The sequence below is a fragment of the Pseudomonas putida W15Oct28 genome (assembly GCF_000708715.2).
In the GTDB taxonomy this organism is placed as follows: domain Bacteria; phylum Pseudomonadota; class Gammaproteobacteria; order Pseudomonadales; family Pseudomonadaceae; genus Aquipseudomonas; species Aquipseudomonas putida_R.
Genome location: NZ_JENB01000020.1, coordinates 65,456 through 79,192 on the forward strand (window position 1 = coordinate 65,456; position 13,737 = coordinate 79,192).

The window sequence follows — 13,737 nt, forward strand, 5'->3', positions numbered from 1 at the left end:
GATTTGCTGCCACTTCGCGGCAGAGCGAGCATGCTCTGCCCGAGGGTAGGATACGTTGTGGTTTCGTCCTAGCCCGCGGCCCCTCCCCGATAGCGCCTGTGCCCGCGCGCCAGGTGTGCGCGCATGGCCTGCTGGGCGCGTTCGGCGTCGCCGGCGCTGATGGCTTCACAAATTGCGCGGTGTTCGGTTACCGATTGCTCCACGTACTGCGGTGTTATCAGTGCGGGGTCCACTTCCCGGGAAAACGCAGGGCGCGGGGTGATTTTTACGCACAACACCTTGAACGCCTCGATGAACGCGGCGTTGTTGGTGGCCTCGGCGATTGCCTGGTGGAACGCTGCATCGCACAGGTCCAGGCGGGCATCGTCGCCTGCCGCCTGCTCGAACGCAGTGGCAGCGTCCCAGATGGTGGTTTCCTGGGCCCAACTGCGGCGGGCGGCGGCAAGCCCGCAGGCATGCACTTCCAGGGCCATACGCAACTCGAGCAGGTCCATGAAGGTTGCCTTGATGCTGGCGAGTGGTGCCAGCATGGCATCCAGCAGCGCCACTTCCGCCGGAGCCGTCCGCTCGCCCAGCACGAACACTCCCACACCATGGCGTGACTCCAGCACGCCATCGGCCGCCAGCGCGATGACCGCATCGCGCACCACAGTGCGGCTCACTCCCAACTCGCTGGCCAGCTGATTCAGCGTCGGCAGCTTGTCGCCGGCCTTCAGGCCTTCCTTGTCGATCTTGTTGCGAATCCATTCTGTGGTTTGCGTCATCAGGGTATTCAAAAAGCTCTCCAGGCGTCATGGCTCTGCGCCCGACGAGTGTAGGTGTATCGCTCACTGCCGGGCAATCGGATGGTAATCGGGTAGTGATAGTATCACTATCCATGGTGTTTGACAGGTAATTGTATCTCTGCAATAACTCTCGCACCGCTTCGATCGATATCGAGGCGCCTCACCCAGCATTTGCTTTTCCCGGAGCCAAATAATGACAAGAGACGGAAAATCTATTCGCGCCGGTGTCGACATTGGCGGCACCTTCACCGACGTCGCCATGGAAGTCGGGGAGCGGCTGTACTCGACCAAGGTACTGACCAACTACAGCAACCCCGAACAGGCCATCATCGATGGGCTAAAGCAGGTGTGCGAGCAGGCAGAAATCGACCTTGCGGCCATCGACACACTGATTCACGGCACGACGCTGGCGACCAACGCACTGATTGAACGGCGCGGCGCGCGCACTGCGCTGATCACCACCGAAGGTTTTCGCGATGTTATCGAGATGCGCACCGAGAGCCGTTTCGAGCAGTACGACCTGAACATCGTGCTACCCACCGCGCTGGTACCGCGTAACGACCGCTTCGTGCTGGCCGAACGGGTAATGGCCGATGGCAGCGTGGCCAAGCCACTGGACGTGGCGCAAACCCGTGCGCTGTGCCAGCGCGTGGTGGACGCCGGCTACGAAAGTGTGGCGGTGGGCTTCATGCACAGCTATATCAATGGCGACCATGAACGAGCCGTGCGCGATTGCCTGCAGTCGATAGCGCCACAGCTGCAGGTCTCGATATCGTCCGAAGTATCGCCACAGATGCGCGAATACCAGCGCTTCAATACGGTGTGCGCCAATGCCTATGTGAAGCCGTTGATTGCCTCGTACCTCAACCGCCTGGTGCAGCGCCTGGAAGAAGAGGGCGTTGCCTGCCCGGTTTACATGATGCATTCGGGGGGCGGCATTATCAGTGTGCAGAGCGCCATCGACTTCCCGGTACGGCTGCTGGAATCGGGGCCGGCCGGTGGCGCGATTTTCGCGGCCGATGTAGCCGCCCGTTATGGGCTGGACCATGTGCTGTCGTACGACATGGGCGGCACCACGGCAAAAATCTGCATGATCGAGCAGCAAGTGCCGAAAACCTCGCGCACCTTTGAAGTGGCTCGTACCTGGCGTTTCAAGAAGGGCAGTGGCATGCCGATTTCGATCCCAGTAATCGAGATGGTCGAGATTGGCGCCGGTGGTGGGTCGATTGCCAGCGTGGATGCCATGCGCCAGATTCGCGTAGGCCCGCACAGCGCCGGCTCCGAGCCTGGTCCGGCGTGCTACGGCCGGGGCGGCGAGAAACCGACCGTGACCGATGCCGACCTGCTGCTGGGCCGCCTGGACCCAGAAGCCTTTGCCGGTGGCTCGATTACCCTGCATAGCGATGCCAGCGCCGTTGCGGTGGAAACAGCCCTGTGTGCGCCCCTACAGGTGGACCAAGCGACTGCGGCCTTTGGCTTGAGCGAGGTGGTCGACGAAAACATGAGTAACGCGGCGCGCATGCACGCCGTAGAAAACGGCAAGGAGTTGAGCGAATTCACCATGATCGCCTTTGGCGGTGCTGCGCCACTGCACGCTGCGCGCTTGTGTGAAAAGCTTGCCGTTGCCGATCTGCTGGTACCGCCGGGGGCCGGGGTTGGCTCGGCCATCGGCTTTCTACGCGCACCGTTCGGCTTCGAAAGCGTGCGCAGTGCCTACATGCGCCTGAGCAGCTTCGATGCTGCCAAGGCCAACCAACTGGTCTACGAGCTGATCGAAGAAGCCACCAGCTTTGTGCGCATGGGGGCCGGCAGCGCCGAGCCCGAGCTTGAGTGCACCGCCTTCATGCGCTATGTCGGCCAGGGCTGGGAATTGCCGGTCAATGTACCGATAGAGCAACTGGGCAAGGCAGACGGGCAAGCCCTGAAGGCAGGTTACGACCGGGAATACGAGGCCTTTTTCGGCCGCACCATCGACGGCCTGGATATCGAAATCGTCAGTTGGTCACTGCGCGCAAGTTCGCCTGTCGCCAAGCCGCAACGGCGGCCGCTGACCGATAAAGGCGCGCCCGCTCGGGTCAGCGGCAAGCGGCGATTGTTCGACGCCCGCCTTGAAGGCTTCCAGACCGCCGCGGTAGTCGACCGTGAGCACATGCGCGCAGGCGACTGGGTAGCCGGCCCGGCTGTGATCACCGAACGCGAAACCACCACCATCGTTACCGCCAGCCGTGAAGCCATCATGCAAGGCGACGGTTGCCTGCTGCTGCGCGCCGTCAAGGCCTGAGGAGAACACCATGAGCCAACAAACCCTGACTGATGTGCGCATGCAGATCATGTGGAACCGCCTGATTTCTGTGGTTGAAGAACAAGCGCTCACGCTGATTCGCACGGCATTCAGCACCAGCGTGCGCGAGTCCGGCGACCTGTCCGCTGGAGTGTTCAACCAGGCCGGTGAAATGATCGCTCAGGCCGTGACCGGTACCCCCGGGCACGTCAATGCGATGGCCGAGGCGGTAGGCCACTTCATTCGCGACATTGGCCGCGACAACCTTTTCGAAGGTGATGTGTACATCACCAACGACCCCTGGAAAGGTACCGGTCACCTGCATGACTTCACCGTGGTATCGCCCAGCTTCCGCGCGGGCAAGCTGGTCGGTTTCTTCGCCTGTACCGCCCATGTGGTGGATGTCGGCGGCCGCGGCTTCGGCCCGGATGCCAATGAGGTGTACGAAGAGGGCATCTTCATCCCGATCATGAAGTTTGCCGAGCGCGGCACCGTCAACCGCGACCTGGTGCACCTTATCCGCAACAACGTGCGCGAAAGCCGCCAGGTGGTCGGCGATATTTACTCGCTGGCCGCCTGCAATGAAATCGGCCATCGGCGCCTGATGGACATGATGGGTGAATTCGGTCTGGCCGACCTGGAGCATCTGTCGCAGTTCGTCTTCGATCGCAGCCACGCCGCCACCCTGGAACGAATCAGTGCCTTGCCCCGCGGCGTGTACCAGAACCTGATGCGCGTGGACGGCTACGATTCGCCGATCGATATCGCCGTTGCGCTGACCGTCGCTACTGACCAGATCACCGTGGATTTCGCCGGTACCTCCGCGCCGAGCAAAAAAGGCATCAACTGTCCGCTGATCTACTCCACAGCCTATGCCTGCTACGGCATCAAGTGCGCGATTGCCCCGGACATCCCCAACAACCATGCCTCGCTCAAGCCGTTCAAGGTGGTAGCGCCGACCGATTGCATCCTCAACGCACAGCGACCTGCACCGGTGTCAGTGCGCCATGTGCTCGGGCACCTGGTACCTGACGCAGTGCTTGGGGCCATCCATCAGCTGCTGCCTGGGCAGATACCTGCCGAAGGTGCGGGTGCCTTGTGGAACCTGCATGTGAGTGTGCGTCCGGTGCAGCCTGGCGAAGGTGCGGAAGGCGCCGAAGTGCTGCTGTTCAACAGCGGCGGCATGGGCGCCCGGCCCGGCCTGGACGGGCCCAGTGCCACGGCATTCCCCAGCGGCGTGCAATCCATGTCGATCGAGGCGACCGAGCAAGTGGGGCCGGTGGTGTTCTGGCGCAAGGAGCTGCGCGAAGGTTCTGGCGGCGCCGGCAAGTACCGTGGCGGGCTGGGGCAGGTGGTCGAGATTGCGCCCAAGGATGGCTACGAGATCTGGTTTAACGCCATGTTCGACCGTGTCGCCCACCCGGCGCGTGGCCGCGAAGGTGGTGAAGATGGCGCGCCGGGCGTAGTGCGGCTGGACGACGGCACTCGCCTGGCAACCAAGGGCCGCCAGTACGTACCGGGTGGCAAACGCCTGGTGCTGGAATTGCCGGGTGGTGGCGGTTATGGGCCGGTGGCCGAGCGTTCAGCCGAGGCGCGGGCGCAGGACCTTGCATTTGAATATACCCGCGAGGTGAACTGACATGTTGGCGAGTTCTTCATTTACTGCGCGGCTCGCGCAGCTTGATCTGCAATTACCGCTGTTGGTGCCAGGCAACAACCCCTTTGTCGCCGCGCGCCGCGTGGGCAACCTGCTGTTCGTCTCGGGGCAGGGCTCCAAGCGTGATGGCGAGGCGGTGTTCATCGGCAAGGTAGGTGTGCAGCTGAATGTCAGCCAGGCCCGCGAGGCCGCAAAGCTGTGCACCTTGAATGTGCTGGCCCATGTGGCACACGCAGTGGGGGGTGATATCGACCGGGTGAAGGGCTGTGTGCAGCTGCGCGGCTACGTCAATGCGGTGGATGACTTCACCGAATCTGGCGCGGTGATCGACGCCGCCTCCGAACTGCTGGTGCAGGTGTTCGGCGAATGTGGCCAGCATGCGCGTACCACGATTGGTGTGAGCTCCTTACCCAGGGGCTTCGCGGTGGAGGTAGACGCCATTTTCGAAATGGCCTGACCCCCACATCCAAGCCCGTCTTCAGCCGTAACAAGGTGCGCAGGCCCCTGCGCACCTTCACACAGCAATAAAAACAAGAGCGTGTCGTTCATGAAGATAAAAAGCTTACGTTGGTGGGTGGTGGGCTTGATGATCATTGGCTTGATCATCAACTACCTGGCCCGCAATACCCTCTCGGTTGCCGCGCCGACCATGATGACCGAGATGAACATGACCACCGAGGAGTATTCCTGGGTGGTCGTCGCCTGGACTGTTGGCTATGCGCTGATGCAACCGGTGGCCGGTTACATCATCGACGCGATCGGCATCAAGCTGGGCTTCGCCCTGTTCGCCATTGCCTGGTCGGTTTCCTGTGCGCTGGCCGCGTTTGCAACCGGTTGGCAAAGCTTGGCTTTTTTTCGCGGGCTGCTGGGCATGACCGAGGCCGCCGGTTATCCCGCCGGCATCAAGACCACTGCCGAGTGGTTCCCGGCCAAGGAGCGCTCGGTGGCGCTGGGCTGGTTCAACATCGGCTCCGCACTGGGCGCTTTGCTGGCGCCGCCGCTGGTGGTGTGGGCGATCCTGAGCAGCGGCTGGCAACTGGCGTTCATCCTCACCGGTGTGTTCGGTTTGATCTGGGGCGGCCTTTGGTATTGGCTCTATCATCCGCCGGGCGAGCACCCGCAAATACATCCCGAGGAGCTCGAATACATCTACGCGGGTCAGGAAGCAAAGTTTCGTGACCAGCCCAAACAAAAGGCGCAATGGCGCAAGGTGCTCAAGCGGCGCAACTTCTACGCGGTGGCGATCGCCCGCTTCATGGCCGACCCGGCCTGGCAGGTGTTCAATGCCTGGATCCCGCTGTACCTGATGCACGAGCGCGGCATGGACATCAAGCAGATCGCACTTTTCGCCTGGCTGCCGTTCCTGGCGGCAGACTTGGGCAGCGTGGTCGGCGGCTACCTGTCACCGTTCTACCATCGCCACTTCAAGGTCTCGCTGTTCACCTCGCGCAAACTGGTGATGGTCACCGGTTGCCTGTGCATGATTGCACCCGGTTGTGTAGGGCTGGCGGGCAGCCCCTACACTGCGATCATGCTGCTGTGCGTGGGCGGCTTCGCCCACCAGATGTTGTCTTGCGCGCTGTACTCGATGACCTCGGACTCCTTCGACAAGAACGACGTGGCCACCGCAGCCGGGCTCATCGGCATGTGCGGGTTTCTCGGTGCGGCGGTGTACACGGCAATCATGGGCGTGCTGGTGACCAAGATCGGTTACGGGCCGTTGTTTGCCGCCTTGTCGGTGCTGGACCTTGGAGCTGCGGCAGTGATCATGTTCATGGCCAGGCCTGAGCAGTCCGTGAAGGAGGTACCAGTGGATCAGGGTATGGGTGGGCTCGCTCGGGAGCCGGGGGTTGGGTGAGTCGCCCGGTAGACCGCACCGCCAGGTTCGCAGCCTGGCGGCAGCTTTACGGGCCCCCGGCGTAGCCCACTGTAGGAGTGGGCTTGCCCGCGAAGAGGCCGGCACAGGCTTACATCAGCCCTTACCTTTGGTCCGGGTCTGATTGGGCCCGCCGTTCTTCTCCAGGTGCTCGAAGATCATCCCGGCCACGTTCTTGCCGGTGGTCACTTCAATGCCCTCCAGCCCCGGCGACGAGTTCACCTCCATCACCAACGGCCCATGGTTGGACCGCAGGATATCCACACCCGCCACGCTCAACCCCATCACCTTGGCCGCACGAATCGCGGTAATCCGCTCTTCCGGGGTAATCTTGATCAGGCTGGCGACGCCCCCGCGGTGCAGGTTGGAGCGGAACTCGCCCGGCTTGGCCTGGCGCTTCATCGAGGCAATCACCTTGTCTCCCACCACGAAGCAGCGAATGTCGGCGCCGCCGGCCTCCTTGATGTACTCCTGAACCATGATGTTCTGCTTGAGGCCCATGAACGCCTCGATCACCGACTCGGCCGCCTGGGTGGTTTCGCACAGCACCACGCCAATGCCCTGGGTGCCTTCCAGCACCTTGATCACCAGCGGGGCGCCATTGACCATCTGGATCAGGTCGGGGATGTCGTCGGGTGAGTGGGCGAAGCCGGTAATCGGCAGGCCGATACCGCGACGCGACAGCAGTTGCAGCGAGCGCAGCTTGTCGCGCGAGCGGGCAATGGCTACCGACTCGTTGAGCGGGTACACGCCCATCATTTCGAACTGGCGCAGCACGGCGCAGCCGTAAAAGGTGACCGAGGCCCCGATGCGCGGGATCACGGCATCGAAGCCTTCCAGCGGTTTGCCGCGGTAGTGGATCTGCGGCTTGTGGCTGGCAATGTTCATATAGGCCCGCAGGGTATCGATCACCACCATTTCGTGGCCACGCTGGGTACCGGCTTCGACCAGGCGGCGGGTGGAATACAGACGCGGATTGCGCGACAGCACAGCGATCTTCATGCAGCACCTGTGACAGGGGAAAGGGTGGCCGGAAAGGCCGGTTTATCTTGTACGTACTTCAAGCCGGGGTTCACCACCAACTGGCCCTGGATCAAGGCCTTGGAACCGAGCAGCAGGCGGTAGCGCATGTTCTTGCGGCAGGCCAGGGTGAACTCCACCTCCCACACACCATCGCCCAGCGCCAGTGACGTGCGAATGACATAACGGGTCTGGGCGTGGCCGTTGGAACTCTTTATGGTTTTCATGGTGACCAGCGGCGCCTCGCAGCGCCGGTGACGCAACTGCACCACCGAGCCCAGGTGCGCGGTGAAACGGACCCACGGCTGGCCGTCGCGCTCGAACGGTTCCACCTCGGTAGCGTGCAGGCTTGAGGTGCTGGCGCCGGTGTCGATCTTGGCGCGCAGCCCGGCGACACCCAGGTCGGGCAGGGCTATCCACTCACGCAGGCCGATCACAGTCAAATGGTCAAATGTCTTCACTAAGCGCACCCTGCGAATGAGGTGGTGAACTGTAAGCACGCCGGGGATTTTTTGCATCCGCTCGTTACGGTAGTACAGTTCGATGAAACACAGTATTCGAGGTAACGGGATGGCACAAAAAGCCGAAGACGACGACAAGGTTCGCCTGGACAAGTGGCTGTGGGCAGCGCGTTTCTATAAGACGCGGGCGCTGGCCAAAGCGGCGATCGAGAGCGGCAAGGTGCATTGCCGCGGCGAGCGTTGCAAGCCGGGCAAGGAGCCGCGAGTGGGTGACGAATTTTTGCTGCGCACCGGGTTCGACGAGCGCACCGTGGTGGTGAAGGCGTTGTCGGTAGTGCGGCGTGGGGCGCCGGAAGCGCAGACGCTGTACGAGGAAACTGAAGAAAGCGTGCGTCGCCGTGAACAGGCGGCCGAAATGCGCAAGGCCGGGGCCATGGGCGTGACCACCGATGGCCGGCCAAACAAGAAGCAGCGCCGGCAGATTCACCAGCTGCATGGAAGCTTTGAATAGCCGGGGCCGCTCTGCGGCCCATCGCGACACAAGGCCGCTCCCACACGGAAGGCGCGCTCCATAGGTCTTGCGCAGTCCTGTGGGAGCGGCCTTGCGTCGCGATGGGCTGCGCAGCAGCCCCCGAGGGCCTAGCGGACGACCGCCAACCGTCCGACCAACGGTAGCTTGGCCACAATCGTGAACAACGGCGCAGTCCACCGCATCAATGCCTCACTACCCTTGGCCGCCAGCGGCGTGTAGTAGCTCCAGCCCAACGCCAGCACCGCCATCAGCAACCCGCCAATGTAGTCATCCTGCCCCCAGTGCGCACCGGCTACCAGGCGCGGCAGCATGAACAGCACCGCCAGCCCCCAGATCACCAGGAACTGCACCAGGCGGCGGCTGAATACGCTCATGAACAGCGCCCAGATCAGCAGCACCGAGGCGTGATCCCCCGGGAAACTCTTGCTGGATTTGTCCTTGAGCTCCCAGGCCGCCTCCAGGTTCGGGTAGTAGTCGCTGAGGTGCACCACGTCGTCGAACATCATCGACGGGCTCTTGTGCTGCCACCCTGCTGCATCCACCCACTTGGAAAACAGCGCGCGAATCACCACTAAGAGGAGTAGCGTGACCAGAAAGCCGAAAAAGGCCTGGCGAACCTGAGTGGCCTTGAACACCCAGTCACCACGGATAAGCACTGCCAGCAGGATCAGCCCGACGACGATGTCGAACGGGCGCAGGCTGCCGACGGTCCAGATGTAACGCCATGTGGTGTTGTCGGCCAGCGGCGCATTCAGGCTGTGGAACAGCCACTCGTCGAAAGTCAGGCACAAGATCTGGCCAATGGGCCATAACCAGAAACACAGTAGAGCGATGGGAAGCAGCGTGCAGGCTGCCAAAGGCCCCAAGGACCACCTAGCTTGGAACAGTGGTCGATTGTCCATAAAATACCTCTATTGCAAACAGGAATCGGAGCGCCTTGTGAGCGCTCTGTCACGGGTTTTCGAAGGTTTTTCGACTACCGTTGTAACCATTTTGTCATCATTTTTAGATAGCCAAAACCTATGAGCGATTTGCCAGATACCGATTTCACTCAACGTTTCATCTTTGACGAGCGCGATGTGCGCGGCGAGTGGGTGTCTCTCGATGACAGCTTCGCCGCGGTACTGGCGCGTCATGAGTACCCACAGCCGGTGCAGGCACTGCTCGGCGAACTGATGGCTGCCACCGCCTTGCTGGTGGGTGCGTTGAAGTTCGATGGCCTGCTGATTTTGCAGGCGCGCTCGGAAGGGCCGATCCCGCTGCTGATGGTGGAATGCTCGGGCGATCGCGAGATCCGTGGCGTGGCACGCTACGAGGCCGATCAGATCGCCGCTGACGCCACGCTGGCGCAGTTGATGCCCGACGGCCACCTGACCCTGACCATCGACCCGGTCAAGGGCCAGCGCTACCAGGGGACCGTGGACCTCGATGGCGCCAACCTGTCGGAGTGCTTCACCAGCTACTTCGTCCAGTCGCAACAGCTCAATACCCGCTTCTGGCTCAACGCCGAAAACGGCAAGGCCCGTGGCCTGCTGCTGCAGCAGCTGCCGCGTGATCGCCAGCCTGACGACGAAGAGCGCGAAGACAGCTGGCAGCACGTGATCGCGCTGGCCAAGACCCTCAAGCCTGAAGAATGGGCCGAAGGTAACGAAACCCTGCTGCACCGCCTGTACCACGAAGATGCCGTGCGTCTGTTCGACATCCAGCCGTTGCGCTTCAATTGCAGCTGCTCGCGCGAACGCTCCGGCAATGCGCTGGTGAGCCTGGGCGAGCACGATGCCAAGGCACTGGTGGAGGAATGTGGCGGCAAGGTAGAAATCGATTGCCAGTTCTGCAACGAGCGCTATTTCTTCGATGCCAGCGATGTAGCGCAACTGTTTGCCGGTGGCGGTACAGACACGGCGTCAGAAACTCGCCACTGAAACGTTTAATTGCAGGGAAATCTCCTGTCGAATTGCGCAAAAGCGCGGTTACGACAGGAGGGGCCTACTTTTTTTGGGCGTTTCTGGCATAATCCGGCCACTTTTTTCGCTGTAGTAGTTTTTTCAAGACAACTACAAAACGTTTGGAGCACTCGGCCTCGGGCCGGATGGGGTATCTCATGACGCAAGCCAACAACACCGTGTACACCGACCTGAGCGTCGATGAGCTGGTAAAAGAAGCGCTGCAACGCGGTGAAGGCGTACTAGCCGATACTGGCGCACTGGTCGTAGAGACCGGTCACCGTACTGGCCGTTCGCCGGCTGACCGTTTCATCGTCGAAGAACCTTCCACCCAGGACGCCATTTCCTGGGGCCCGATCAACCGCAAGTTCCCGGCCGACAAGTTCGATGCCCTGTGGGACCGCGTCGAGGCGTTCAACAACGCCCAGGATCACTTCGTTTCCTACGTTCACGTAGGGGCGGCTGCCGAGCACTACCTGCCGGTGAAGATGACCACCCAGACTGCCTGGCAGAACCTGTTCGGCCGTTGCCTGTTCATCAACCCGGAGCAGTTCAACCCGGCTGGCCGCGATCAGTGGCAGGTGCTCAACGTTGCCAACTTCGTGTGCGAGCCTGAGCGTGACGGCACCAACTCCGACGGTTGCGTGATCATCAACTTCGCCGCCAAGAAAGTGCTGATCGCTGGCATGCGTTACGCCGGCGAAATGAAGAAAGCCATGTTCTCGGTGCAGAACTTCCTGCTGCCGGCTGCCGACGTACTGCCAATGCACTGCGCGGCCAACATCGGCGAAGAAGGCGATGTGACCCTGTTCTTCGGCCTGTCCGGCACCGGCAAGACCACCTTGTCGGCCGACGAAAGCCGTTACCTGATCGGTGACGACGAGCACGGCTGGGGCGAAGGCGTTGTCTTCAACATGGAAGGCGGCTGCTACGCCAAGTGCATCGACCTGTCCGAGAAGAACGAGCCGGTCATCTGGAAAGCCATCAAGCACGGCGCTGTGCTGGAAAACGTCGTTCTCGACGCCAACAAGCACGCCGACTACACCGATGTCAGCCTGACCCAGAACAGCCGTGCAGCCTACCCGCTGGAGCACGTTGCCAAGCGTTCCGAAGCGAACCTGGGCGGCGAGCCTAACGCGGTCATCTTCCTGACCTGCGACCTGACCGGTGTTCTGCCTCCGGTTTCGATCCTGAACAACGAGCAGGCGGCCTACCACTTCCTGTCCGGTTACACCGCGCTGGTCGGTTCGACCGAAATGGGTTCGGGCGGCGGCATCAAGTCCACCTTCTCCACCTGCTTCGGCGCACCGTTCTTCCCGCGCCCGGCTGGCGAGTACGCCGAGCTGCTGATCAAGCGTATCAACGGCTTCAACTCCAAGGTCTACCTGGTCAACACCGGCTGGACCGGCGGTGGCTACGGCGTTGGCAAGCGCTTCAGCATCCCGACCACCCGTGCGGTGATCGCTGCGATCCAGAGCGGCGCGCTGGTCGGTGCCGAAACCGAGCACCTGGACATCATCAACCTGGACGTACCAAAAGTCGTCCCGGGCGTTGAAACCGAGCTGCTCAACCCGCGCACCAACTGGGCTGACAAAGCTGCCTACGACGCGGCGGCCCAAGGCCTGGCCAAGCTGTTCATCGAAAACTTCAAGAAGTTCGAAGTTTCCGACGCCATCAAGGCCGCTGGCCCACAGCTGTAAGCTGAGCCAGCCGTAACAAGAAAGCCGCCCTCAGGGGCGGCTTTTTTGTTCTTGATTCCCGGCTCACGCGGTTTTTTGTAGGAGCGGCCTTGTGTCGCGATGGGCCGCGACGCGGCCCCAGGATCTCAGTGTCAATGCAGAAATTGCTGGGGCTGCGTCGCAGCCCATCGCGACACAAGGCCGCTCCTACATGGGATCTCGAGGCTTTGGGAGGCGGCTCAGGCAGCGAAAGTCTGGATTTTCTGTTTCACTGTCAGCATCAATTGCGAAGACAAGAGCCAGACAGATGACCGAATCCCCTCAGCGCACTGCCTTCTCCCACTTCCACCCCATCCTCACCCGCCCTTCGGACAACGACGTCAACGGCCATATCGCCGGTGCTACCGTGCATGGTTTTTTCGAAACCGCTATCCATGCCTTTCTCGTCGAACAGGCCGAGGTGGACCTGCGTGACGGCGCGCTGGCGGCCTTCGTGGTCAGTTCGGCTGCGGACTTCTACGCGTTGCCGGGCTTCCCCGATGTGCTCGAAGTGGGCTTGGGGGTGACGCGCCTGGCGGGCAGTACGGTGGAGTACCGCCTGGCGCTGTTCCGCCCGGGCGAGCCGGAGGCGTGTGCGGCAGGTGCGGTGGTGCAGGTGTTCATCGAGCGCGCCAGTGGCAGGCCGGTGACACTGCCAGAGGCGCTGCAGGTGATTATGTCTGGGCTTGTACTGGAGCAGCAGGCATAAAAAAGCCCCGCCGTAAGGGGCGGGGCTTTTGTTGCCAGGGCAGGGCCCTCAGGCATCAGTCGCGCCAGTGGCGCTTGTGCTTGCGGTGGCCGTAGTGGCGGCCGCGATCGTAGTGGCGACGGTCGTCGTAGCCGCGACGGTAGCGGCGGTCTTCATGGCGCTCGTCTTCGTCGGCCTTGTTGCCCATGTAGTTACCCAGCGCACCACCAGCACCACCGCCGGCTGCTGCGCCAATGTAGCTACCGGTGGTGCCGCCCACCGAGCGACCGACCACGTTACCGCCAGCTGCGCCCAGCGCGCCGCCGATAGCGGCCTCACCGCGCTGGCGCTTGTCGGCGCCCAGGGCACCGCCGGCCGCGCCGCCCAGGCCTGCGCCAATGGCGCCGCCGGTGCTACCACCGATGGAGTTGCCCACCACTGAGCCCAGTACCCCACCCAATGCGCCGCCGATGCCGGCCTCGGTGGTGCCGCCTGCCATGGCAACGCCGCTGAGCAAGCTGAAAGACAACAACAGAATCGAGGAGTACTTCTTCATCAAGAGAGCCTCATAGGGATGACGAGGCGAATTTGAGGGTAAGCGGCGTGGCTGGCAAACGAAATCCGACGAGTAGCACGAGTTGTACACAATTCTCTAAGTTACTGTATTTACTGTGAAACTTTATCGATTTTCGGCTGTCTGAGACCTTTATGACAAAGCCCTGAACCGTTACGGAACAGGGCTTTTTTCGTTTTTGCGCTGTCGCTTCTGGCCTCTT

The 13,737-nt window shown here is 61.9% G+C and carries 13 protein-coding genes; 8 read left to right on the top strand and 5 right to left on the bottom strand.

Annotated features, from left to right (window positions below; all coding sequences use genetic code 11):
* Positions 1–68 precede the first annotated feature (68 nt).
* Complete coding sequence (locus tag AK81_RS15850) at positions 69–764, bottom strand: FadR/GntR family transcriptional regulator (RefSeq protein WP_154100796.1); 696 nt, start codon at positions 762–764, stop codon at positions 69–71.
* 214 nt (positions 765–978) lie between these two features.
* On the opposite strand from AK81_RS15850, the gene AK81_RS15855 reads away from it, so the two are divergent.
* The 4 genes from AK81_RS15855 (at position 979) to AK81_RS15870 (ending at position 6,581) form a co-directional block, all read left to right on the top strand.
* A complete protein-coding gene (locus AK81_RS15855) occupies positions 979–3,066 on the top strand; it encodes a hydantoinase/oxoprolinase family protein (RefSeq protein ID WP_043200305.1) in 2,088 nt (695 codons plus the stop codon).
* A 10-nt stretch (positions 3,067–3,076) separates the two neighbouring features.
* Positions 3,077–4,705, top strand: coding sequence for a hydantoinase B/oxoprolinase family protein (locus AK81_RS15860; RefSeq protein ID WP_043200306.1), 1,629 nt, complete (start codon positions 3,077–3,079; stop codon positions 4,703–4,705).
* A 1-nt stretch (position 4,706) separates the two neighbouring features.
* The gene (locus AK81_RS15865; RefSeq protein WP_050491895.1) at positions 4,707–5,180 is read left to right on the top strand and encodes a RidA family protein; all 474 of its coding nucleotides are present in this window, start codon (positions 4,707–4,709) and stop codon (positions 5,178–5,180) included.
* Between the two features lie 90 nt (positions 5,181–5,270).
* On the top strand, positions 5,271–6,581 hold the full coding sequence (locus AK81_RS15870) for an MFS transporter (protein WP_043200307.1): 1,311 nt from the start codon (positions 5,271–5,273) through the stop codon (positions 6,579–6,581).
* A 114-nt stretch (positions 6,582–6,695) separates the two neighbouring features.
* Here AK81_RS15870 and rimK read toward each other — a convergent pair whose 3' ends face one another.
* Positions 6,696–7,601 (bottom strand): 30S ribosomal protein S6--L-glutamate ligase, encoded by a 906-nt coding sequence (rimK, locus tag AK81_RS15875; RefSeq protein ID WP_043200308.1) that lies wholly within the window; start codon positions 7,599–7,601, stop codon positions 6,696–6,698.
* On the bottom strand, positions 7,598–8,080 hold the full coding sequence (locus AK81_RS15880; protein WP_016497556.1) for an ATP-dependent zinc protease family protein: 483 nt from the start codon (positions 8,078–8,080) through the stop codon (positions 7,598–7,600). The genes rimK and AK81_RS15880 overlap by 4 nt, the downstream gene beginning before the upstream one ends.
* A gap of 109 nt (positions 8,081–8,189) precedes the next feature.
* Here AK81_RS15880 and AK81_RS15885 point away from each other — a divergent pair, with 109 nt between their 5' ends.
* A complete protein-coding gene (locus AK81_RS15885) occupies positions 8,190–8,591 on the top strand; it encodes an RNA-binding S4 domain-containing protein (RefSeq protein ID WP_043200309.1) in 402 nt (133 codons plus the stop codon).
* Positions 8,592–8,719: 128 nt separating this feature from the next.
* Here the strand turns inward: AK81_RS15885 and AK81_RS15890 are convergent, their stop codons facing one another.
* Positions 8,720–9,514 carry a phosphatase PAP2 family protein gene (locus AK81_RS15890; RefSeq protein ID WP_043200310.1) on the bottom strand — a complete coding sequence of 265 codons (795 nt, stop codon included), beginning with the start codon at positions 9,512–9,514 and terminating at the stop codon, positions 8,720–8,722.
* A 120-nt stretch (positions 9,515–9,634) separates the two neighbouring features.
* On the opposite strand from AK81_RS15890, the gene hslO reads away from it, so the two are divergent.
* The 3 genes from hslO to AK81_RS15905 all read left to right on the top strand — a co-directional run bounded on the left by hslO (position 9,635) and on the right by AK81_RS15905 (position 12,982).
* Positions 9,635–10,534 (top strand): Hsp33 family molecular chaperone HslO, encoded by a 900-nt coding sequence (hslO, locus tag AK81_RS15895; RefSeq protein WP_043200311.1) that lies wholly within the window; start codon positions 9,635–9,637, stop codon positions 10,532–10,534.
* Between the two features lie 179 nt (positions 10,535–10,713).
* Positions 10,714–12,255, top strand: a complete 1,542-nt coding sequence (locus AK81_RS15900; RefSeq protein WP_043200312.1) for a phosphoenolpyruvate carboxykinase — start codon at positions 10,714–10,716, stop codon at positions 12,253–12,255.
* Positions 12,256–12,541: 286 nt separating this feature from the next.
* Positions 12,542–12,982 (top strand): acyl-CoA thioesterase, encoded by a 441-nt coding sequence (locus tag AK81_RS15905; RefSeq protein WP_043200313.1) that lies wholly within the window; start codon positions 12,542–12,544, stop codon positions 12,980–12,982.
* A gap of 55 nt (positions 12,983–13,037) precedes the next feature.
* On the opposite strand, the gene AK81_RS15910 is transcribed toward AK81_RS15905, so the two are convergent.
* Positions 13,038–13,517, bottom strand: coding sequence for a glycine zipper domain-containing protein (locus tag AK81_RS15910; RefSeq protein ID WP_043200314.1), 480 nt, complete (start codon positions 13,515–13,517; stop codon positions 13,038–13,040).
* Positions 13,518–13,737: the final 220 nt, after the last annotated feature.